This is a genomic window from Paraburkholderia phenazinium (genome assembly GCF_900141745.1).
Taxonomy (GTDB): domain Bacteria; phylum Pseudomonadota; class Gammaproteobacteria; order Burkholderiales; family Burkholderiaceae; genus Paraburkholderia; species Paraburkholderia phenazinium_B.
In genome coordinates, this window is sequence record NZ_FSRM01000001.1 from 4,180,193 (window position 1) to 4,201,249 (window position 21,057).

Annotated in this window: 13 protein-coding genes, 3 pseudogenes and 1 riboswitch; of the genes and pseudogenes, 5 read left to right on the top strand and 11 right to left on the bottom strand. The window is 57.7% G+C overall.

Annotated elements, in window-relative coordinates; translation table 11 throughout:
- The 3 genes from BUS06_RS18755 (at position 1) to BUS06_RS18765 (ending at position 5,919) form a co-directional block, all read left to right on the top strand.
- Complete coding sequence (locus BUS06_RS18755) at positions 1-1,488, top strand: NAD-dependent succinate-semialdehyde dehydrogenase (RefSeq protein ID WP_074265611.1); 1,488 nt, start codon at positions 1-3, stop codon at positions 1,486-1,488.
- Between the two features lie 113 nt (positions 1,489-1,601).
- Positions 1,602-3,728 carry a hydantoinase/oxoprolinase family protein gene (locus tag BUS06_RS18760; protein WP_074265612.1) on the top strand — a complete coding sequence of 709 codons (2,127 nt, stop codon included), beginning with the start codon at positions 1,602-1,604 and terminating at the stop codon, positions 3,726-3,728.
- Positions 3,715-5,919 carry a hydantoinase B/oxoprolinase family protein gene (locus BUS06_RS18765; protein ID WP_074265613.1) on the top strand — a complete coding sequence of 735 codons (2,205 nt, stop codon included), beginning with the start codon at positions 3,715-3,717 and terminating at the stop codon, positions 5,917-5,919. The genes BUS06_RS18760 and BUS06_RS18765 overlap by 14 nt, the downstream gene beginning before the upstream one ends.
- A gap of 64 nt (positions 5,920-5,983) precedes the next feature.
- Here the strand turns inward: BUS06_RS18765 and BUS06_RS18770 are convergent, their stop codons facing one another.
- Together BUS06_RS18770 and BUS06_RS18775 are read right to left on the bottom strand one after the other, a co-directional pair.
- Positions 5,984-6,400 (bottom strand): nuclear transport factor 2 family protein, encoded by a 417-nt coding sequence (locus BUS06_RS18770; RefSeq protein WP_074265614.1) that lies wholly within the window; start codon positions 6,398-6,400, stop codon positions 5,984-5,986.
- Between the two features lie 6 nt (positions 6,401-6,406).
- Positions 6,407-7,246 (bottom strand): fumarylacetoacetate hydrolase family protein, encoded by an 840-nt coding sequence (locus BUS06_RS18775; RefSeq protein WP_074265615.1) that lies wholly within the window; start codon positions 7,244-7,246, stop codon positions 6,407-6,409.
- Positions 7,247-7,435: 189 nt separating this feature from the next.
- Between BUS06_RS18775 and BUS06_RS18780 the strand changes: the two genes are divergently transcribed.
- Complete coding sequence (locus BUS06_RS18780) at positions 7,436-8,386, top strand: LysR family transcriptional regulator (RefSeq protein WP_074265616.1); 951 nt, start codon at positions 7,436-7,438, stop codon at positions 8,384-8,386.
- Between the two features lie 861 nt (positions 8,387-9,247).
- On the opposite strand, the pseudogene istB reads toward BUS06_RS18780, so the two are convergent.
- From istB to BUS06_RS18825, 7 genes and pseudogenes are all read right to left on the bottom strand, one after another.
- Positions 9,248-10,018: pseudogene (gene istB, locus BUS06_RS18790) on the bottom strand (IS21-like element helper ATPase IstB).
- A gap of 32 nt (positions 10,019-10,050) precedes the next feature.
- A pseudogene (locus tag BUS06_RS38210) lies at positions 10,051-10,389 on the bottom strand (IS21 family transposase); the annotation flags it as partial.
- A 597-nt stretch (positions 10,390-10,986) separates the two neighbouring features.
- Positions 10,987-11,346, bottom strand: a complete 360-nt coding sequence (locus BUS06_RS18800; RefSeq protein ID WP_074265618.1) for a hypothetical protein — start codon at positions 11,344-11,346, stop codon at positions 10,987-10,989.
- A gap of 72 nt (positions 11,347-11,418) precedes the next feature.
- Positions 11,419-11,598, bottom strand: a complete 180-nt coding sequence (locus BUS06_RS18805; RefSeq protein WP_074265619.1) for a hypothetical protein — start codon at positions 11,596-11,598, stop codon at positions 11,419-11,421.
- Positions 11,599-13,617: 2,019 nt separating this feature from the next.
- Complete coding sequence (locus tag BUS06_RS18815; RefSeq protein WP_074265621.1) at positions 13,618-15,576, bottom strand: AAA family ATPase; 1,959 nt, start codon at positions 15,574-15,576, stop codon at positions 13,618-13,620.
- Positions 15,577-16,780: 1,204 nt separating this feature from the next.
- A complete protein-coding gene (locus tag BUS06_RS18820) occupies positions 16,781-17,146 on the bottom strand; it encodes an HVO_A0114 family putative DNA-binding protein (RefSeq protein ID WP_074265622.1) in 366 nt (121 codons plus the stop codon).
- A 201-nt stretch (positions 17,147-17,347) separates the two neighbouring features.
- Positions 17,348-17,707, bottom strand: a complete 360-nt coding sequence (locus tag BUS06_RS18825) for a hypothetical protein (RefSeq protein WP_074265623.1) — start codon at positions 17,705-17,707, stop codon at positions 17,348-17,350.
- Between the two features lie 921 nt (positions 17,708-18,628).
- On the opposite strand from BUS06_RS18825, the pseudogene BUS06_RS18830 reads away from it, so the two are divergent.
- Positions 18,629-18,988: pseudogene (locus BUS06_RS18830) on the top strand (cupin domain-containing protein); the annotation flags it as partial.
- A gap of 152 nt (positions 18,989-19,140) precedes the next feature.
- On the opposite strand, the gene BUS06_RS18835 reads toward BUS06_RS18830, so the two are convergent.
- The gene (locus tag BUS06_RS18835; protein ID WP_074266189.1) at positions 19,141-19,731 is read right to left on the bottom strand and encodes a TMEM165/GDT1 family protein; all 591 of its coding nucleotides are present in this window, start codon (positions 19,729-19,731) and stop codon (positions 19,141-19,143) included.
- Positions 19,732-19,743: 12 nt separating this feature from the next.
- Positions 19,744-19,927: riboswitch (yybP-ykoY riboswitch) on the bottom strand.
- A 73-nt stretch (positions 19,928-20,000) separates the two neighbouring features.
- Entirely contained in the window at positions 20,001-20,996 is a 996-nt protein-coding gene (locus tag BUS06_RS18840; protein WP_074265624.1) for a zinc-binding dehydrogenase, read from the bottom strand.
- Positions 20,997-21,057 lie beyond the last annotated feature (61 nt).

The following is a 21,057-nucleotide window of genomic DNA, read 5'->3' on the forward strand; positions in this document are numbered from 1 at the left end:
ATGAATGATAGATCTATCGACTCGTCTCCAGCCCACTGGTCAACACATGACTTCGACTCGCTTCCGTCCGACCTTTTTATCGGCGGCGCATGGATGCCGTCGACTTCCGGTAAACGGATTGACGTCATTAATCCTTCCACGGAGAAGACGATCGCGTCCGTTGCCGACGCAACGGTCGAAGAAGGTATTGCCGCCGTTACGGCGGCTGCCAATGCTGCTCGTGCGTGGGCGGCGACGTCGCCTCGTCATCGCTCCGAGATCTTACGCAAGGCGTTCGAGCTGATGACGGCGAGACTCGACTGGTTCGCGAAGTTGATCTCCATGGAGAATGGCAAAGCGCTGTCGGACGCGCGCGGCGAAGCGGCCTATGCGGCAGAGTTCTTCCAGTGGTACGCCGAAGAAGCCGTGCGAATTGTCGGTGACATCCGGCTCGCACCGAGCGGCGCCAATCGCATGTTGGTCCAATACCAACCTATCGGCATTTCTGTGCTGGTCACGCCCTGGAATTTTCCGGCCGCGATGGCGACTCGCAAAATCGGTCCAGCACTGGCAGCCGGATGTACTTGCGTGCTAAAGCCGGCGACGGAAACACCCCTCACCGCCTATGCGATGGCAGCGCTTCTTCAGGAAGCTGGCGTTCCACCTGGCGTAGTCAATGTAGTGACAACGTCAACGGCCGGGAAGGTGGTCGGCGCGATGTTGCATGATCCGCGTGTTCGAAAGCTGTCCTTCACGGGATCGACTGAGGTCGGTCGAATTTTGCTGCGGCAGGCCGCTGATCAGGTCATCAATTGCTCGATGGAACTTGGTGGCAATGCACCGTTTATCGTCTTCGATGACGCGGATATCGACGCCGCAGTTGGAGGCGCAATGGTTGCGAAAATGCGCAATGGCGGAGAAGCATGCACAGCGGCAAACCGTTTCTACGTGCAGCGTGGCGCCGCTGAGCATTTCTCCGCGGCGCTGACCGCGAAGATGAGCGCACTGAAAATCGGTGACGGCTGCGCGGCCGAGACTCAACTGGGTCCCTTGATCAACAGTGAATCACGCGACAAGGTTGCGCAATTGGTCGCCGACGCTGTCGCCAAGGGCGGGCGCGTACTGACAGGTGGCAAAGCGCCCGCACGTGACGGATATTTTTATCCGCCCACGGTCATCGTAAACGTTGCCGACGATTCCAGGTTGCTGGATGAAGAGATCTTCGGGCCGCTCGCGGCAATCGTTATCTTCGATTCTGAACAAGAGGTAATCGACAAGGCCAATCGAACGGAGTATGGCCTCGTGGCCTACGTGTATACGAAAGATCTCGCGCGTGGGTTGAGAGTTTCGGAGGCCCTCGAAAGCGGAATGATCGGCCTCAATCGTGGATTGGTTTCCGATCCAGCTGCACCTTTTGGAGGCGTCAAGCAAAGCGGGCTCGGTCGCGAAGGTGGGCACCATGGCCTTCTCGAATTCATGGAAGCGCAATACATCGCCACAAGCTGGTAGCCAACACCCAGTCTCATTTCATCTCCGAATTGTTTTCATATCAACATTCGATTTCAAATCAATCGATTGTCTTGAGAACATTGGCTAATAGCGACCACTCGAGTACGAATCAAATGAATATTAAAGACGGTTTGCGCATTGCGGTGGACATTGGTGGGACCTTCACCGATTGTGTGATGCTGAGCGAGTCGGGTTCACGGTTGACGGCCAAATCGCTGACGACATACGACGATCCATCTAGGGGCGTCATCGACTGCCTCGATATGGCGGCAAAGCGGCTAGAAATTACCACGCCGGAACTTGTCAGCCGCGCCACGGAATTCGTTCACGGAACGACTGTCGGCACCAATGCACTGACTGAGCGGCGTGGCGCACGAACTGGAATGTTGATGACCGCCGGTCACGAGCAGACGATCACAATTGGCCGGGCCAGGCAAAAGGTGATCGGCCTTTCGGAACGAGAAAAGACCCATGTCACGCATTTGGAGAAGGCGACACCTCCGATAGTTTTGCCGGAGGACATCCGTGGAGTGATCGAGCGCGTGGACCGTGATGGGAGAGTTCTGGTCGAACTCAATCTTGATAGAGCAAGTCGTGACGTCGATCACCTCGTTGAAACAGGTATCGAGGCATTGGCCGTGTGCCTGCTGTGGTCATTCAAGAACCCGTCACACGAGCTTCAGCTGCGCGATCTGGTGAAGAAGCGACATCCAAAACTGTTCACGTCAATTTCATCTGAAGTGGTTCCCCGCACCGGCGAGTACGAGCGCAGCGTCTCAACCGCGTTCAATTCCTATATTGGACCGGTTGTCGGCGAATATCTTGTGCGTCTGGAACGTAGGCTCAAACAGCTCGGCATGGGATGTTCGTTGCTCGTCGTGCAGTCGAGCGGCGGCCTGTGCACCGTCGACTCGGTCCTCGGGCGGCCAATTCTCACTGTCGACTCGGGGCCTGCCGGAGGTGTGCTCGGAGCCCGGTTTTGTGCCGGTCTCATCGGCGAACAGAGCGTTATCTGTGCCGATGTTGGCGGTACGACTTTCGACGTTGGCCTGGTATTCGAAGACAAGGTGCAGATGGACCCGGCACCGGTGATCGGCAAGTATGCGTATCTTGTTCCCAAGGTGTTCGTCAAATCGGTTGGTGCTGGCGGTGGCAGCATTGGCTGGCGCGATGACGGCGGTAGTCTGCGAGTCGGGCCTCGAAGCGCCGGATCAACGCCCGGGCCGGCCGCCTATGGTGGTGGAGGTCTTGAGCCCACTATCACCGATGCACACGTCGCGCTTGGCTACCTCGATCCAGACTTCTTGCTTGGGGGCAAAGTCCGGCTCAACAAGACTGCGGCCGAGACCGCACTTGGAGCGTTGGCGAGAAGCGTCGGGCTTTCGATTACTGACGTTGCTGCCGGCATGATTGAGATTTCGAACGCTCAGATGGCGGACTTGGTTCGCAAGGTGACAGTCGAACGCGGGCTCGATCCACGTAATTTCGCGCTGTTCGTTTATGGAGGTGCGGGGCCGGTATTTGCATCGTTCTTGGCCGCGCAGGTCGGTGTCAAGCTGGCTTACATACCCGCGGACTCCGGCGTCTTTTCCGCACTTGGCATGTTGACGACCGACATTGCCCTGCAGGAGGAGCAGTCTGTAGCGCTGGAGCTCCCGATCGACGCTAACGCGCTGGCCGGGCTGAATGAGTCTTTCGCAAGCCTCGAGCGCCGCGTGTTGCAGCGCGTTTCCGAAGCCGGACTGAACGACCAACCTATAACGTTGCGGCGCGCGGTCGAGATGCGATTCGGGATGCAAGTCCATGAGCTTGAAGTCGATATCAGGCCTGACGAACTGACTGCCAGCGATATGGAGAAGCTAAAGCAAGACTTCATTCGCACCTACGAGATGACTTACGGGAAAGGTAGCGCGTATGTCGAAGCCGGAATTGAACTGGCCACCGTCCGTTTGACGGGGACGATAGACATCGTGAAGCCATCGCTCGAAGTCGCAAATGGAAAATCGGCGGGCGACTCCCTAGTTGGGCGACGGTCTGCATATTTCAGGTCGAGCGGTGGGTTCATATCAACAGCCGTCCACTCCGGTGATCGGCTAAGGCCTGGGCAGCATCTAGATGGTCCCGCCATTATCCAGCGCTTCGCTGACACCGTGGTGCTGCCGCCCAATTCACACGCTGAGGTTGATCGCAATGGCGGTATTACATTAACGTTCGGGAGAGTCGCGCATGCAGACGTCTAAGACCATCGACATGGTCACCTTCGAGGTGCTTCGGCACCGGCTCTGGGAAATCAATGATGAAATGGGGCTGATTGCAGGCCGCATCTCCGGCTCACCTGCCGTCTACGAGTCGGGCGACTTCAACACGGCGATTCTGACAGCCGAGGGAAAGGGACTTTTCACCGGCGTATATGTCATTCGGCAAGCTGCCGCACTGGACATCGTCGTGCAGTCTGTGCTTCACGACTTCGAGGGGAATATCAACGAGGGCGATGTATTTATGACCAACGACCCTTGGTCCGGCGCACTGCACGCCATGGACTACGCGGTCGTGTGTCCTGTCTTCTGGCGCGAAACCCTCGTTGCCTGGACGGGTATCGTCATGCACGAGATGGATGTTGGCGGCCCACGTCCCGGAAGCTGGAGTGTGGGAGCCACAACGGCATACGAGGAGTGTCCCTTAATGCCTCCCGTGAAAATCATTGAGGCTGGTGTCTTCAGGAAGGACATCGAGTCCATCTTCTTGAGAAACACACGGACTCCGGAGGTGAATGCTCTAAACCTTCGCGCAAAGATTTCAGCGCAGACGACTACTCGCGACCGCCTGCGTGAGATCATTCGCGAATATGGGCTGGATGTGTTTCTCGGCGTTCAGGACCAAATCCTGGGCTATGTTCGCCAGAGGATACGCAAGCGGCTGGCCAATATGCCCGACGGTGAGTGGTTCGCCACAGCCCTGCTGGATCACGATGGCGTCCAGAATTGCCTCTACAAGATGAAGCTGACGATGACAAAGCTTGGGGATCGTCTCACCTTCGACTTCACCGGGACCGCAAAACAGGCACCGGGTTCCATTAACTGCGCGTATAGCGGCCTGGTAGGCGGCGTAACACAAGTGCTACTGCCCCTTCTTTGTTTCGATTTGCCATGGGCGCATGGCGCCCTCGTGGAATGCATCGAAATCATTTCGGAAGAAGGCACCCTCAATAACTGTCTATTTCCGGCCGCAACCAGCATGGCAACACTCAATGCTTCCCAATCGACAGGGAATCTCGTCTGGGAGACCATGGCCCGCATGTACGGGTGCTCGGAAGACCTGCGCGACGAAGTCATCGGCTTGGGCTATGGCGGAGCCAATATGGCGGTACTGGCAGGAACCAAGCTAAACGGTCGCCCGTTTGTCAACATGTTTACCGACTCGGTTGGCGGGGGCGGAGCACGTCCGTTCGGAGACGGCGTCAATAGCTGCGGCAATCTAATAGCGCCATCGTATGGAATTCCCAATGTCGAACGGATCGAAGGACTCTTGCCCGTGTTGTATGTATATCGCAAGGAGCGAAAGGATACCGCTGGAGCCGGCATACATCGTGGCGGTGTGAGCCTTGAATACATGATTGCGCCGCACGGCGTAGGTTCCGATATCAATGCTGTCTTCTTTGCAACGGGTTACAGCCATTCAGAAACGAAAGGCGTAGCGGGGGGCCTACCCGGATCAATCCAGCGGAATTTCGTTCTTCGCAACACGGACTTAGCCGAGAAATTCAAAGCAGGTCGATTGCCAGGGGGCCTCGATGAACTCGCAAGCGAGAAGATAGAAGTCCCCGAAGCCAAGGACGTTGCCGATCTTGGTGTGTCTGACGCGTGGATCAACTTCTGCTCTGGCGGCGGCGGATATGGTGACCCATTGATGCGACAACCGGATCAAGTTTTGCGCGATGTCCGTCTGGGCTTCTGCTCCGCTGGTGAAGCCGAGGTCCTATATGGTGTCTCAGTGGTGGAAGGTTTAGGTGCGCGAATTGACGAAACTGCCACCACCCTGCTTCGTCGCAAGACGCGTGAGGATCGCATGACATCGGGCGTTCGCCTGGGCAACGATTGGGATGGCGATGAACCATTCAGCGGAGCGCAAATGTTTCGCGTTGGCGAAACTCTCGCCGTTAGAGCCTCGAGGTTCGGCCCACTACTGGGTTGCACCAATTGCGACCGCGCATTCGGCCCTGCCAATGAGGATCCGCGACAACGAGCCTTGATGTTGGAGTCTCCACTGTCGAGTTTGAGCGAGTCCAACCGATACCTCAAAGATTCAGAAATTGTCCTCCGGCGATATTGCTGTCCAGGTTGTGGCACGATCTTTTCAACCGATGTGCAACAGAGTGACGACGATCCGCGAGCACCCGAAATGCGATTGCGTCTCGACGCACTGATCGTCTGACGCGAGGAATATCGGCGAGCGGTTCTTTGGCTCGCCGGTGATGCACAGGAGAATTGCGGACCACTCAGCGTGAGAACGTGAACTCTGGATGAAGTTCAAGACGTGCGAATCTGTATTTCTCGCCGTCTTGAATGAAATCGCATTTCACGACAAAGATTCCCAGCGGGGTGCGAATTTCCACTGGCTTTATCGGCAGTTGCCCGGAGTCATTGCCGTATGCTGTCATGTACGCCACAGCTGACGGTTGTTCGCCTCGGCTCGACGTGAACAGAAAGTTGCTGACTACGTGACGAATGATGTAGGTCGGGGATCTCATACATAGGGCCGCCATGATTTCTTCCCGGCCTTTCAATTCCTTTCCCTGGCGAAGCCAGACCCCGTTCTCTTCGAAGAGATTGACGAGCCCGTCGTAGTTTCGCTCGTCTAGATCGTGAAATAACCGTGCGACGATTTGCTGGCATTGCCATTCAACTTGGTACATGGGAGCTTACCTCTCGGATGCGACGGGATTGACGAGCGTGCCGATTGATGAGATCTCGACTTCGACGGTATCTCCGACCTTCAGCCACAGCGGTGGCTTACGCACAAAGCCGACGCCTTCTGGCGTGCCAGTGGCGATCACATCCCCGGGTTCCAGACGAGTCCACCCGGAGATATAGGAGATTATTTGAGCAACGTTGAAGATCATGTCGTCGACGCCTTTGTGCTGGACTTTTCTCCCGTTGATGCGCGTCGCCAGGATCAAGCGCGACGGATCGGGAATTTCGTTCGCTGTCACGATCCAGGGCCCCAACGCTCCCGTCTTCGGGAAATTCTTGCCGGCAATCAGCGACTGCTTTAGCTGAACATCCCGGATCGAGCCGTCATTGAAGCAGGTGTATCCGAAGACATGCTCCAAAGCATTCTCCTCGGTGATGTGGCGACCAGCCTTTCCAATGACTATGGCGAGTTCTCCCTCGTAGTCGAAATCGTCTGAAATCAACGGCTTTTGCAAGGGTTCATGGTGGGCAACAAGCGTGTCGCTCGCTCGCATGAAAACCGAAGGGAAAGCTGGGAGTTCAAACCCGCCTTCCAAAGCATGTGCCCGATAATTTAGCCCCACGCAAATGATCTTGTGCGGATCTGGAATAGGCGGTCGCAGGATGACGTCCTTCAACGCAAATGTCTGCCCGCGAGCACCCAAACTATCTGCACTCAAACCGGCGGCAATGGCAACGCGCAGGCTAGGTTGTGGAGGGTTCTGGCACGCACCGAGGTCGACGATCGTTTCGCCTTCGACGATGCCGTACGATTCGGTGGATCCGTTCGAGTAACTGGTGATTTTCATGCGGTCTTGTATCTCATTGATCTGGTAGAAAAACGCGGGCTTGTATGCGCTGTTGCCGTAAGGGAGATCGCTGATCTATCCCGCGCAAACTTCCGGGAAAATGGTACGGCGGCTTGCATTCCTACTCAAATCGATTGAACATATGAACGTCATAATCGGCATGAATTTCGCTACCAGTGGAGCTGCAACGTGAACCTCGCCGGCGTGGATCTAAATTTACTGCTTGTATTCGATGCGCTGATGATCGAGCGCAGCGTGACTCGGGCAGCGAGTCGTGTTTGTCTGAGTCAACCAGCTGCAAGTGCCGCGCTTGGCCGCCTTAGGCATCTGATGAACGATGAGCTCTTCGTCCGGCACGCCGATGGCATGCATCCAACACAACGCGCCCTTGAACTCGAAGGGCCGTTGCGTCGTGCACTGCTTCAAATCAACGAGGCGCTCGAACCACAGACATTCACGCCAAGCAAGTCTTCGCATAGCTATCGAATTGCCTTCAACGATCTCGGCGCTGCTATGATGATGCCATTGCTTACGTCTCGCCTCGCTCATCTCGCCCCAAACATCGGTGTCGTTGTGGAGCATGCTGACGGCAACCACGCAATAAGTCGTGTTGAGGGCGGCAAGGTCGACATGGCCATGGGGCTATTTGATGCGAGCGGTGTCGCTTATGACTTCGAGAAGCTCTACGACATCCCATTCTCCTGCGCCATGCGCTTCAATCACCCTCTGATTGGAAAATCCATCAGCGTGGATGACTTTTGCGCCACACCGCAACTCGCGATCGCCCACGACGGTGGCGCTAGCACGATGCTGGACAGACAACTCATAGCGCTCGGCAAGCGTAGGCGCCTCGCCTTTACCGTCCCGCACTTTTTGTCCGGACTCTTTGCATTGAGCAACTCCGACCTCATCGCAGTGCTTCCGAGCAAGCTCATCAGACGTTTTGGTGCCGCCGCGGGTATTCGGGCTGTGGACATGCCCTTCACGCGGATTCACACGACGTGCGGCCTGATTTGGAACACCCAAAACGCCCCGAGCCCACCAAACAAGTGGATGCGATCGGTGTTGCGCGACATCTGCAGCGAATATCATCTTGACCGGTGGGAGGTAGTCGTTGCCGGCACAGCCACCACAAACTGACCATCACGAGGGAAGCATCCACTGGCTTCTTCGCATAGGCCTCGCTGTCTCAAACGATTGCGCCTCCGCAAACTTAGAAGAATGGCACTAGCCCACTCCGCCGGGGGGCGTTTTGTATATTTGCGTTTAGAAGCACGGTTTTAACTCTCTCATTGCTCATCGGGAGATGGCGCAATCGTTGTCCAGTCAATGTGCGGAAGGCGTTCGATATCGCGGGTGCAACTGGTGGAACCCCCGCTTCGCCGATCCCACCCGGCGGATTGTCCATTTGAAGTATCGTGACAGAAACGTGAGGGATGTCACGCATTCGAGTTACAAGATAGTCGTTAAAGTTCGACTGCTCCCGAACGCCAGCAGATATCGATGAACGCTCGAACGGTGCACCCGAGATTCCCCAGATCACCCCCCTCCACCTGCCGTGTTAGGTTTTGGGGCATTACAGCCACTCCTGTGTCCACAGCAACCCATACGTTGTGCACGTGGATCTTGCCGGACTGTTCGTGCACGGAGATTTCAATCGCTTGCGCAGTGTGGGTTTCGAACATGTCGGAGTATGCAATACCCAATGCGTACCCGGGAGGACGTTTTCGCTCCCATTCTGACATCGAGCGTACCTATCGCAGAACGGCTTGTGCTCGGGGCTTGTCAGAAAGCGGTTCTAGTCGAAACTCAACCGTGTCAAACGCAATCTCAAATTGATACAGCTTCAGACGCAAACGCAATTTGAATTTGATACACCTGCTCATGCGATTATTAGCTGAGCGGTGTCTCCTTCGAATTGCGTTTGACGTCGTGCGCGTCGTTTAGGTGTGGCGGTGGGATGCGGTTGATCATGCCGGCCTGACGTTTTTCCTTCACCCTTTACGAGTCGCCAGAGATCGGCACGACGTGTGCGTGATGAAGCAGCCGGTCGAGGAGCGCTGCCGTGAGCGTTGCATCGTCAGCGAAGGTCTGGTCCTTGGGCGGCGACAATTATCTCGGCCGGCGCATTGACTCCGTCTAGGTCCCACTGCCCCAACGGAAGATTGCTGGTCAGGATGAGACTGCCGGTTTCGTACCGTTTGGCGACCACCTGGAAGAGCAGGTTCGCCTGCTCCCGATCAATGGGCAGATACCCCGTCTCGTCAATGATCAGTAGCCCGAGGGCTTCGTGATCCGCTTGATGGTTTCCTCCAGCTGGTTACGTCGCAACGCTGTCGTCAATTGCATCAGCAGATCGGCGGCAGTAATGAAGCGGGTGCGAAACCCGGCTTGTGTTGCGCGGTATCCAAGCGCGACAGCAAGATGGGTTTTACGAACGCCACTGGGTCCAGGGAGCACGACATTCTCTGCACGCTCCACAAAGGCGGGACTACCGAGTTCGAGGACCAGTGCTTTCGGCACGCCGAGCGCGAATTCGAAGTCGAATTCATCAAGCGTCTTGATTGCCGGTAAGCCAGCCAGACGCGTCAGCATCCGGCGCATGCGTTCCGCGCGTGCCATTGCTTCATCCTTCAGGGCCTGTTCGAGGAAGTCCAGATAGCCGAGCTCGCGCTTCGCGGCCATCTGGCCGAGGTGTGCAATCTATGTCGGCAAGTGCAGAAGGTTGAGCTGCTTGCACAACACAGTCAGTCGTTCGAGCTGTGGCGTCATGCGCTTACCTCCTGCGCGCGGCTAAACGCGTCTTAGACCGACAACGGGTGCTGCAACGATTTGTTCCACTCCGAGGTCGCGTACCATGATGCTGGTTTCGGCTGCTGATGTGGCGTCGCGCCCGTTCTAACCGATTGTCCCACGTAGGGTGCCGGCAGTGGCAGAAGATGCGCCCGCTCCTCGGGCAACACCGCGCCAGGAACCCGTTTGTTAGTGCCGTGCACACGGACGTTGGCGACGTCGCGCAACCGCAGCCTGACGCGCTCGTTGCACATGCCGCAGTCGGCGATGAGCTCTGCCCGGTTAAGCATTGAAACCAACGGGACCCAGAAGCTGTAGCGCAGATATCCATTCATACGCTCGAATTTGCCGCCGTCTTCGAGCGCCTGACGATGCTCACCGGAGGTCAGTCCTCAAAAAAGCTTTCCACCGGAACAAACTGCGGCCAAAGAAGCCCACCATCATGCCGTCGCCACCGGCACGGCAAAGACCAGAAAAATCGGCGCGGCTTAATCCGGGGCGCAGGAAACCGAGCGATCCCAATTCGCTCTGTGTGGGTCGTTAGCATTGTCCCACGCAGCGATAGTTGAGCTGCCTGCGGGCACGTATCATGTGTAATTGACGACTGGTACCTGCTACGCACTTCTTGCGAATTGAATGCCGTTTTTCACTACTGTATTGGGCTGAATGTATGTTCTCTATAAGGCGATCCATTCCAGCGACTTTCGCGGCGGCCAGCTTCCTCAGATCGTGCCTCGAGGCTTGACTGCGGGAACTGCCCCGCGGCTAAGGAAGAGCGGGAAAAAAGCTGTTCATCCCGCTCTTGGCGCCACAAAAACAATGCTTCAGACCATGCCGGATGGTCCTCCAGTGGATGTCTCACGATGCAATAGCGGAAATAGCAACAAGCGGGGTCGTGGCCGAAGGCGCGACCTCCAGGTGGACCCCCAGCTGTGCCTGGACATCCGTTACCCGACGAGCCGCACGCGCCTTATTGCGCTATCGATCATTGAACAGTATGCGGGCTCAATTGATTTGTCGTTCAGAACTGTCTGAAGCACATCTGCTATGTCTTCAATCTCAGCCTCCGCCGATTCCGGCCAAACAATCCATAGCGACAGCGGGTTTGCCGCGCTCGGAACGGGAATCGTGTGAATCTCGAAAGGCGCTTTTTCGTGCATGGCGAGTTGCTCATTCAATGCGTCGCGCAGGAGCTCGCCGAGAGAATTTCCTTCATCGTCACGCAGCAGCGTCAGCAGTGGCGTCGCCACAAGTGAATGCGGACTTGTGGCGAGCGCGATCCCATTCAGCTCTCCCTTATCGTCCACTTCACTGTGGAACAGGACGACCCGCGTCCCCCAACCGGTATCCTGATTAAAGCAGGGTGCCCGCCAGTCATTCTAAGCTTCGGCGTACTGCGACGTGGAGCGGATATGCGCCGCTTCCTTCTCGACCCGCCTGATGCGCTCGGCAAACTCAGTTTGCGGATAGAGAGTCGTGGCCGCATCATCGCGTGCGCACAACTCGGCGAGCGCAAGCGGCAATGGCCGCCTGACGATTGGACGGTCCAGCTTCCGCATGTGGATCAGGCATCTTCAAGAAGCGAACATAATTGTCGATTTTCCTGCTCTTTTCATTTCGTATTCCTAAGTAACTGGCAAGAGATCCAGATCTCGGTGACCGGGCAGAGTGGCGCCCGACGAATTCATTGCGCAATAAACCTTGACAAAAATTCGCTCGAATGCACCACGACTTTTGGGGTGCTTTTCGGCTTTCTACGGTCCCGAACATGTGCTAACGCCACCGGATATCCGCGGCATGCCCGAAGCCACTGCGCCGCTGGCTCTCCTTCCGGCACCTTAATATTTGGGGTCTTATCTTTCGCAATCGACGTCTCATGGGGTCGGCGAATTGCGCGATGCCGCATGTTCGCCCGGGCTAACTTCGATTGCGTGAAGCGTCGGTGCGCGTGCCCAGTCGCACAGTGAGACAAACGGCCCTTGCCCGGTAAGGAAATTAAACTGCCTTGCTATACAGATTCAGTCTGGCCGCGTACGGCACCGTAGTAGGTCCATCCCCTGTTTTATCGTTTCCATATCGACCGTCGCGTGCCCCGAAGCTAGCTTTGACCGCCGTGCAGACGTGCCGCGTACGGCGACTTGGCTGGGACCCACAAGCCCGCGGGCGGTTTCGGCAAGCGAGAAATGACGAGGCGCTGGAGGCACGTCGAGTCGGACTGGCCCACGGCGTAGCCTCGCTTCGGGCCAGGTTGCCTATCGCACCCTGCGGCCACCTGCCCGGAGCCGCGGGGTAAACTTTTTCGAAGTCTGCGCGCGAGCAGCGCGCACCGGACGCACCGGCAAACACGGGTCGGCAGGTTTGGAGAGGCAGGGATCAGGTCTGGCGCGGGCCAAGCGAGCACTATCGCAAAGCCGCCACCTTCTCTTCAGGGGGAAGACCCACGGCAAGCGCACCCTGCGCGCCTGTCTTGCTATAACTGCAGCCGTGAAATCGCGCGGGTGCGGAAGCCAAAGCTGGAATTCTGCAACAGCGTGTGTGTCCGCGTAGTCCCGGACCGCAAACGGCCGGTGCATGGCGGTACGTTTTCGCTTGCGAGGTGCCAATAGACCGTGTGTCGTCCACACCGTATCCGGTGCGGACGACACATGGGTGAACTACACGCTATCCCTTGCCACGGAGCCAGCGCGCAAGGTCAATCAAGGGCCGGGCGCAGTCAAGAAACAAGGCGCGGCACTCTGTCCAAAAGAGGTACCAGTATTTACGAACATCTTTCATGATTCATCCTCGACGGATTGGAAATTTTCATATGACGCGGCTATTAGCGAATGTATTCGTCACATACTTTCGGGCAGCTTTTGAGACAGGTCTGGTACGCGGCGTTCGCCTTCGGCAGTGCCGGCGGAGCATGCGAAATCCATAATGCTGCAGCAACGATGCCGCTACCAGACGTTGCGGCCGCAACCGCAAGCATCAGCAATGACAGATGGTGATCGTCGTAGTGAAAAAAATACCTCCACACCTTGCGAAACAATTTCATAAGGACTCCGATTTATATTTCACATGAAATGCGATCATCAGATAGTGGACACCCCACTGCCCGTCGCAATTCCAGTGTCTGTCACCGATTGCCAGACGCAAATACGCGCGTCGCCCCGGCTCAGGATCGTGGCCCGATACTTCCGATCTCAAAGGAAAGCGTTATCAGCAGTTTGGCTGCAGCCGTGCCCCGCCGGCGACGACCCACACGTGGCATTGCCTGGGGGGATGACAGTCGATACCGTAAGGACGGCCCCATGAGACCACGGCTCGGCACAACGTGGATATCGACCCAACGCCTGATTGCCGGGCGTACGGCCAAGGAGGACTCCCCCGACCCAAAGGCAGCGCGCCATTTTCTTGCCCTGACCAGCATGCCTGCGTGAGGGCGGATCAGATGAAACACGGATCGGTGGTCTGTGCTGGAAGGAACCCTCCCCGCTTCCGTAATTACGATAAGGCGCGCGGCTCATACTGTGGTGCGTTCCGGCACTGAAGGTCAAACGGTTTTAATGGCATGCACGGAAGCTTGGCCTTGCATGTCAACTCGTCGCTGATATGTCGACGTTCTCGACAAACACCGCGCGCGCCGCGAATGACACGTCGCTGACCCGCAACTGTGCGACGCTTCCTCGCATGGCGCGGACGGCGGCAATATTGACTGCATTTGTGATAACCGCGTCCGCATCTCCAATCGACCTGCCGTCAAGCACCATAACGCAGCGATCAAGCACCCCAGAAGCGACGGTATATCTGTTGCGTGTCATGTCCGCCAGCTTCCGGCTCGCATACGCACGCATGTCTTCGCGCGCCGGCACGTCGAAGCGGATTTTCTCCTCAAAGCGTCCACCACGTAGCGCCGCCTTGTCCAGGCGGTCGTAGTGATTGGTCGCCGCGATATACATTACGTCACGAACCTTTCCTTGAGCGCCACTCAAGGACGTGAGGATCTCGTTCGTCAAGACCTCGACGTTCGAGTAACGACGCTCCAGCAGCACGGGGTCCGCCTCGTCAATGAATACAATCGCCGGACGGATATCACTGGCTTCCCGTACCAGGTCGCCCCACGCACCCGGCTTGCCGATGAGCCTGGCACCCGTAGTCGACAGGAACCCCCACCCGCTCGCCTGGGCAATCGCCATCGCTGCTTCCGTCTTCCCGGTACCCGGAGGGCCGAAGAAGATCACGCCAGGGGGAAGGCTCCCCCCCATCTTCTCCAGGTTATGGACCTGCTGCATCTGGTAAGCCATATCGCGTAAAACGTCGCGTGACTCAGCCGGCATGATGATTTCTTCGATCGACTTCACGCCCACCGGCAGCCTGCCCTTGCGACCCTGCAGCAATCGCATCGCCTGCATCCCCAGATCAAACGTCACCGTGCCCGTCCCAAACCTGCCGTCCCTGCGCATTTCCGCCAGCTGGCCACCCACGCTCGCAAGGCGGCTCGCGCTAAAGCCGTCCCAGCGCTCTGCCAGACTCTCGACCACGACGGGATCAACCGCCGAGAAACCTAGGCTTTCGCCGATCGACCTGCGCAGGATTGCCACCCGTGCTTCCATGTCAGGTACCGGCACTTCAATCTTGAAATCGAAGCGACCTTCGCGGATCGCAGCACGGTCGAGCCGGTCGATGAAGTTTGAGGCTGCCACCAGCACCACACGCGTACCGTGCAGGCTGGTGATGTTCGTTAACATGACGTTGACCATATGGATATCCATCGAGTGCGAGCTGCCTTCGTCACGGACAGGCAGGATGGAGTCAACTTCATCGAGGAAGAGGACGCATACTCCGATGCGACGCGCCACCCTGAACATCGCGTCAATCTTCTGCGGAGTCTCGTTGATCCACTTCGACGCAAGGTCACCATAGGTGATTGCCATGAACGGCACCCTCAGTTCGCCAGCGAGCGCCTCCGCGAAAAGGGTCTTTCCGTTGCCAGGTTTTCCAAAGAGAAGGATCCCGTTTCGTTTGTCGCGACCGCCATGAATAATGCTCTCAGCGGCCGCCAGCAAACGCATCTTCGTTTCAGCCATGCCGATCAGGTCGCCAAACCGGTAGCGAGGCTGTCGCACGCTGTCATCGAACGAATAGGCCGGGTGCCGCTCCTGCACCGGATCACGTAGCGTCTGCGGCGCAGCCCCGGTGTTCGCAGCGATCCGGTCCGAGCCTGGCCGCCCGTAGCGCCAGTGGCGACGAATCATCATGGCGACGGCCGCTATCGTCCAGATAGCCGCCCCGGTTCGATTGAACCCACCTGAAGCGATCTCCAGACACGTCATGCCCGCGCTCAGTATAAGGAACGCAGCTAGCGTCCAGCGCGAGCTGTGCCGGTCCTGTACCCACACCGATGCGGCCGCGATTAAGGTAAGTCCGAGCAACTCGCGGCACGAATCAGCGCTCATCTGGTGCCCCGCCGTAAATGAATGCATGGTGGTAACCATAAAAAGTCCCACGAAAACCCACCGCAGTACAAAGCAGGCGGGATGATTGAACCCGTTCATTGATTTACCTCAATTTGTATGTCGGAGACCAACAGCAGCACTCACCATGCAAGCGCTGCTGTTGCCGTCAATTGCTCCCGGAGCCAGGGCACGTCGTGCAGCGCCGGGCAGGTTTTTAGCGGCGCGGGACCGGATCCCACTGTCGCAGTGGCTTTCTGATCCGCTTTTTGACCGGGCGCATGCGTGCTGTGAGACGTACCCGCTTAGTTCTGCGCCGCTTCCAGCGTCTTTCCGCGCGTCGCAGCCGACCAATTCGACGTCTGAGATGGCTCGCGAGTCGCTGGCGCCAGAGTTCGATGACTTCAAGGGGGACCGAAGCCGGGACAAAGGCAGTAAGGCTTCCGCCGCTCATCCTGATAACTCCCTCACCGTGTTCCACAAAAATTGATGCTTTCATTTTCATCAATACTCCTATTTATATAAATTACGTTTGCCGTCTGATCTGACATGCCGGCTGGGCATCGTTCAAACGACGGGGTCACTTGCAGCGCCTCTGTTCGCGCACCCGGCGCGCAGCCCATATCGAGGCCACCACACAATCCCTGACACCCCCCCGGACCTAGGCGAACAACAGATCCCGTTGCATCCGGCAAGGTACAGCCGTGAACCGCTCGCAGAATCGGCCTGCGGAAGCAGCCCGTTTGCACAACGTCATCAGCTGGAGCGGCCGGCCCAGGCCCTCCACCATGATGCGACCCAGGTCTGATACGAACCTTCCGCCTGCGGTACGGTCACGGCTTCATTCTTGACAACATGGTCAGGATGGCGTGCGGCCGGGTCGGTGCAAGCCACGCGGATCGGAACAACAGGAGCGAACGCTGCCCGCAAGACATCATGCAAGGCACATCGCTGCAAGGGCCCCCCTCTAGCCTCAATGTAGCCCCGGTGGTCCGGCCATGTTAGTTCCGGGCAACGCGTCAGGAAGTGCCTTCACATCGTTCGCAAGCATCAGCCATCCGACGACATTGCCACGTGCGTCACGCGGGAACAGAACGAGCGCCCAATGTTCAGTGACGGATCCACATCCATCCGCACCATGAATTTCCGGTACGGTGCCAACGCGATACGCGCCTTCCACCTCGATACACGCTCCGCAAGGCAGAGTCCCGTCTTCCTGCACCTGCTCATATTCCAGTCGCACGATCACCAATTCACCTGGATTTTTCGCAGTGTCGGTTGCTCGGCGTTCAGCGTTCAGCGTTCATCACGACTCCCTTTCCATATGTCCACGGTGTGGATAGTGCAATATGACGCGTATGCCGTTGAAACCGAACAGGTAGCGCGCATCACGGTCCAGGTCGAGAATTTCCAGGTCGAGGAGCGCTTCCAGATCGCGCATGACTAACGTCTTCTCGCGAGCCTGGAGCGAAGCAATCGATTCCGCCGTCATTGGGCCTTCTTCCCGAAGCATTGTGACAATCTCCATCCTCTGGACGGTCAATGCTTCTAGCAGCCGGGTCGGGTCGTCAAACAGCAGGAACCTCGAACCGTGAGACCACACGCTACTGCCGCAGGCAGTCCTTTCTTGTGCACGATCGAACTTAAAGTTCGCCAGGATAAGAAAATTCATGGTCACTCCTTTTGCATGAGCGGAATGCACGCGATCGTCTGCGCACGTTGTGCCGTGTCATGCGAACCTCAGGGATCAAAGGGTTGCAAACAGAACGGCCGTCGCACCCGGTAATCGCGAAAGCGTCAGGCACCGCCGTCACTGATCGCGAATGCAGCATTGCGCGGCCACAGGGACCGGGGCGACGACCGGTGGCCGGGTCTATCGACAAAACAGGGTGGAAAATTCCTCGCAACTGTCGTCGAGAATCTGGTAAACCTCTTCGGCCCACTCTGCCCTGCTCGACCAGAGCTCGAGGCCAAACGCCAGCGTGAACATCGACGTAGCGAATTTCAGCATGTCGAACAGCGCGAACACGGTACCTCTTCCATCCTTTCCAAGGACCGACTGCAGTACATCGATACCCCAGGTGAGCAGAAACCACGACAGCACCGAGAAGACGTGAGGAGCGGCCAGAAAGAGCACGCCGATGCCGTTGATAATCCAATGGACCGGGCGTGGCAGTTCGGCGTAAGCCGCATTGACGACGGAAAAGCGTGAACAGCGTTGACGGTTCTGCATGTGAATTCTCCTGTCTGTTGTTGGGACACAATCGTGTGTTCGTCGATCGAACCCACGAACACAGTCTCAGGTGCACTGCCGCAAATGCAAGTCACCAACAGCGTTTGGGAAAATCCAGCAGTCCGCACAGCAGCGGGATGGTTGGCAGCGTCGTCAAAACGATGAAGCGAGAACAAGTCTCACGGGTGGCCAGAAAAGAATGCAGTCTTGAAAGACCTGACTGTTGCCTTTAAGCAGGACAACCGGTCGAATTCGCAGCGCGCCATTAAGCACCGCTCGCCACACGGATTCTGGCAGCAAGCAGATTTATCAACTTGAGGTGATCACATGTCCGGTCACGCAGAACAAGTCCAGATCATGCAGCCCGAAAGCGGTTCGCTTGGGGAGATTGGCGTGCAGCGATGGAAGCCGCGTCAGGCAATTCTTCGGTGCGGGTTCGGTAGGCACCATCGACGCAGGTCGCTGGTTTGAGCCGTCCGATTCTCCTGTGCCAGCACAACCCCGGCGCGACAGAACAGCGGTAGCTCGCAATCATCGCAGTCGTTGAGGTGGTCTGGCTGGAGTGAAAGCAATCTGACAGCACATCGGACAAAAGACGTTTTGCATTCATCAACTGACGTGCCTTCGTCTAACGGCGCTTTGACTAAGGCGTAGACGGGATTCCCGCGGTGACCATAACGTCATTTTGTTGCACGGGGTCCATTTGCTGATCCCGCGCAGGTAGAGAGGCGCCCCTTCATCGGCCGTCACGCAGATCACTACCATCTGCGTCCGCCTACGAAAAGCCACCCTGTTCAACCCACACGGCGTGAGCTTTACGCGTGCATATCACACGGTCCAGCATATGCCACCACGCAATCTGGATGGCCGCACCGTCCCTCGCGTGAGCGGTCGCATACTCGCCATCCGGAACCTTCAATCTCCGTCACACATCGGCGCGTTGTGCGCCCTTGGGGTTCCTATGAAGGCACCGACCATGGTGTGCGCTTCCAGGTGAAGCGAATTGTCGTCAACCCGGCGGCCAAGATTAGTCTGCAGATGCATCACCATCGCGCAGAACACTGGATCGTGGTGAAAGGCACCGCGCTCGTCACCAACGGCGATCAGGAAATCATGCTGACAGAAAACCAGTCGACCTACATTCCAGTCGGGGTAACGCACCGGCTGATGAACACGGGCAAGATTCCCCTTGAACTGATCGAGGTTCAATCTGGAGCGTATCTGGGGGAAGACGACATCGTGCGCTTCGAGGACACTTACGGACGCGTAACACAAGCGTAGGCGAGCGCCTTGCGTCAAAGCGGTGCGCAAGTCAGCCGTTTCCCCTAGGTGCGGATGGGGATTGAACCCGTGAGACTCGCGCCGCGCATCCGGTTCTGAGCGACCGCCCGCCAGGATTAGACTGCCTAATAATAAACAGAACCTGCGTCACGCTAAAACATTGGATGCGCATCCGGATACAGCGCCGTCCTCAGCGCAAGTCCACCCAGCACCACAAAGATGATGGCCGCGAGAACGTGCACGGCTTTCGTCGGCAAGCGGTCGGCGAACTTGTGTCCCAGATAGATCACCGGCACGTTCGCCAGCATCATGCCCAGGGTCGTGCCGGCGACGACCCCGAAAAACTCGTGAAAGCGCGCAGCCAGCGCGATGGTCACGATCTGGGTCTTGTCGCCCATCTCCGCGAGAAAGAAGGTCACGGCCGTTGTGCCGAAGACACCCATCGTATTTTTCGAAACCGCGGAATCGGCGTCGTCCAGTTTGTCCGGGATGAGAATCCACACGGCCATCACCGCGAACGATGCGACCACCGCCCAGTTGAGGATGCCGGGTCGCAACACACTCGCAAGCCACGCTCCCAACGCGCCGGACGCCGCATGGTTGATGAGCGTCGCGGCCAGCACGCCAAGAACGATGGGGATGGGCTTGCGATAGCGGGCCGCGAGCACGAGGGAGAGCAGCTGCGTTTTATCGCCGATTTCGGCCAGGCCAACAACGCTGGTTGAGACGAGAAAGGATTGCATGGGATGTTGTACCCGGGCCGCGCCGAAAAAACGCGATGACGCGCATTCCGGCGACCCGGTTAGGTCGGAATGCGTGTCATCGGTCTTGCCAGGCATTTCGCTGCGTACGCCATGGCAGATCTTGCGATTTGCCAAGTATGTTGACGTGCGCCCCTGAACGTCGCGTTCAGGGCGGCTACTCCCCAATGAGCAGGCGCGATTCTATCGCGCCGTGCATTACAGATGCAACCTTCCTGTCGGGATGGTTACAAATGCAATCGCCCGGTTACCTAGGCTACGAGGACCGCCTTGGTCCCACCGGACGGCTGGTAAGCCATGGCCTCTTCGATCTGCTCGAAACTGAACTCCTTGCCGGTTCTGGTCCTGAACATCGGATCGTCGATCACCTCCCCGAGTGCTTTCAGCGCAGACACGAGCTTCGTTGGCTCCTTCGCTGTCCTGCTCTCGAAGTTGCTGAATCGCCTTATGGTCAGGTTCTTCATCATGAACAGCACGGACTGGATCGTGAGCGGCGCGCTCGCGCCGAGAAAGCCGTAGATGTAGATGGTGGAATTCATCGGCAGGCTGGGAACCATCTTCCCGAGCAGGTCGCCACCGACGCCGTCGAATACCGCTGTCGTCCCTAGCTCAGCGGACAACGCGGAAAGCGTGTCGGTAAAGCCGTCGCTTGTCGCGATCACATGTTCCACGCCCAGTCCACGGAGCGCTTGCCGCGCTGCTTCGGTGCGCACGAGGAAAATCGCCGGCAGGTTTCTGCGGCGCGCGAGTGAAGCGAGAGCATGCCCCGTAGCCGAATTTCCGGCCGTGACAATGACGCCCTTATGCCCCGCCTCGGCAATCTCTTCCAGAAACGCGAAGGCCGTCATGACATTGACCAGCGAACCGGAATAATCCCTCGCACGCACATGCTCGGGCAGAATCACGCAACTCGTGTAAGGCACCTGCGCTCTCTCGCACCACAGCCCGATACTCTCCGGCGTTCTGCCGAGCGACCGGTAGATCGCCACCTGCTTGCCGGCATATTCGGCCGGCACGCCTGCCCCCACTGCGACCACCCTCCCCGCTCCCGACGCACCCCATACGCCGTGCTGGCCGCCTCCCAGAGGGTTGCCCGCCGCGCCCGGCATTTTGAGGAACGTCTTGTCGCCATGGTTGATGGCCGACGCGTCCATGTCGACAAGGATATGGCCCGGCGCAGGCTCGGTCGGGGTCGGGATGTCGCGCACTTCCAGCTCGCGGCTGGGTGTCACACAAATCGCTTTCATGGGTCAGCTCCTGATGTTCCGGTTTAGGTGTCGATGACTGCACAGCCCGTAACATAAGCAA

Bases quoted from the DNA above. Each gene is read 5' to 3' on its own strand.
- BUS06_RS18755 (WP_074265611.1), top strand. From the start codon at position 1: ATGAATGATAGATCTATCGACTCGTCTCCAGCCCACTGGTCAACACAT.
- BUS06_RS18775 (WP_074265615.1), bottom strand. From the start codon at position 7,246: ATGAAAATCACCAGTTACTCGAACGGATCCACCGAATCGTACGGCATC.
- BUS06_RS18805 (WP_074265619.1), bottom strand. From the start codon at position 11,598: ATGCGGAAGCTGGACCGTCCAATCGTCAGGCGGCCATTGCCGCTTGCG.
- BUS06_RS18770 (WP_074265614.1), bottom strand. From the start codon at position 6,400: ATGTACCAAGTTGAATGGCAATGCCAGCAAATCGTCGCACGGTTATTT.
- BUS06_RS18835 (WP_074266189.1), bottom strand. From the start codon at position 19,731: ATGCAATCCTTTCTCGTCTCAACCAGCGTTGTTGGCCTGGCCGAAATC.
- BUS06_RS18760 (WP_074265612.1), top strand. From the start codon at position 1,602: ATGAATATTAAAGACGGTTTGCGCATTGCGGTGGACATTGGTGGGACC.
- BUS06_RS18840 (WP_074265624.1), bottom strand. From the start codon at position 20,996: ATGAAAGCGATTTGTGTGACACCCAGCCGCGAGCTGGAAGTGCGCGAC.
- BUS06_RS18825 (WP_074265623.1), bottom strand. From the start codon at position 17,707: ATGCAGAACCGTCAACGCTGTTCACGCTTTTCCGTCGTCAATGCGGCT.
- BUS06_RS18765 (WP_074265613.1), top strand. From the start codon at position 3,715: ATGCAGACGTCTAAGACCATCGACATGGTCACCTTCGAGGTGCTTCGG.
- BUS06_RS18820 (WP_074265622.1), bottom strand. From the start codon at position 17,146: ATGAATTTTCTTATCCTGGCGAACTTTAAGTTCGATCGTGCACAAGAA.
- BUS06_RS18815 (WP_074265621.1), bottom strand. From the start codon at position 15,576: ATGAACGGGTTCAATCATCCCGCCTGCTTTGTACTGCGGTGGGTTTTC.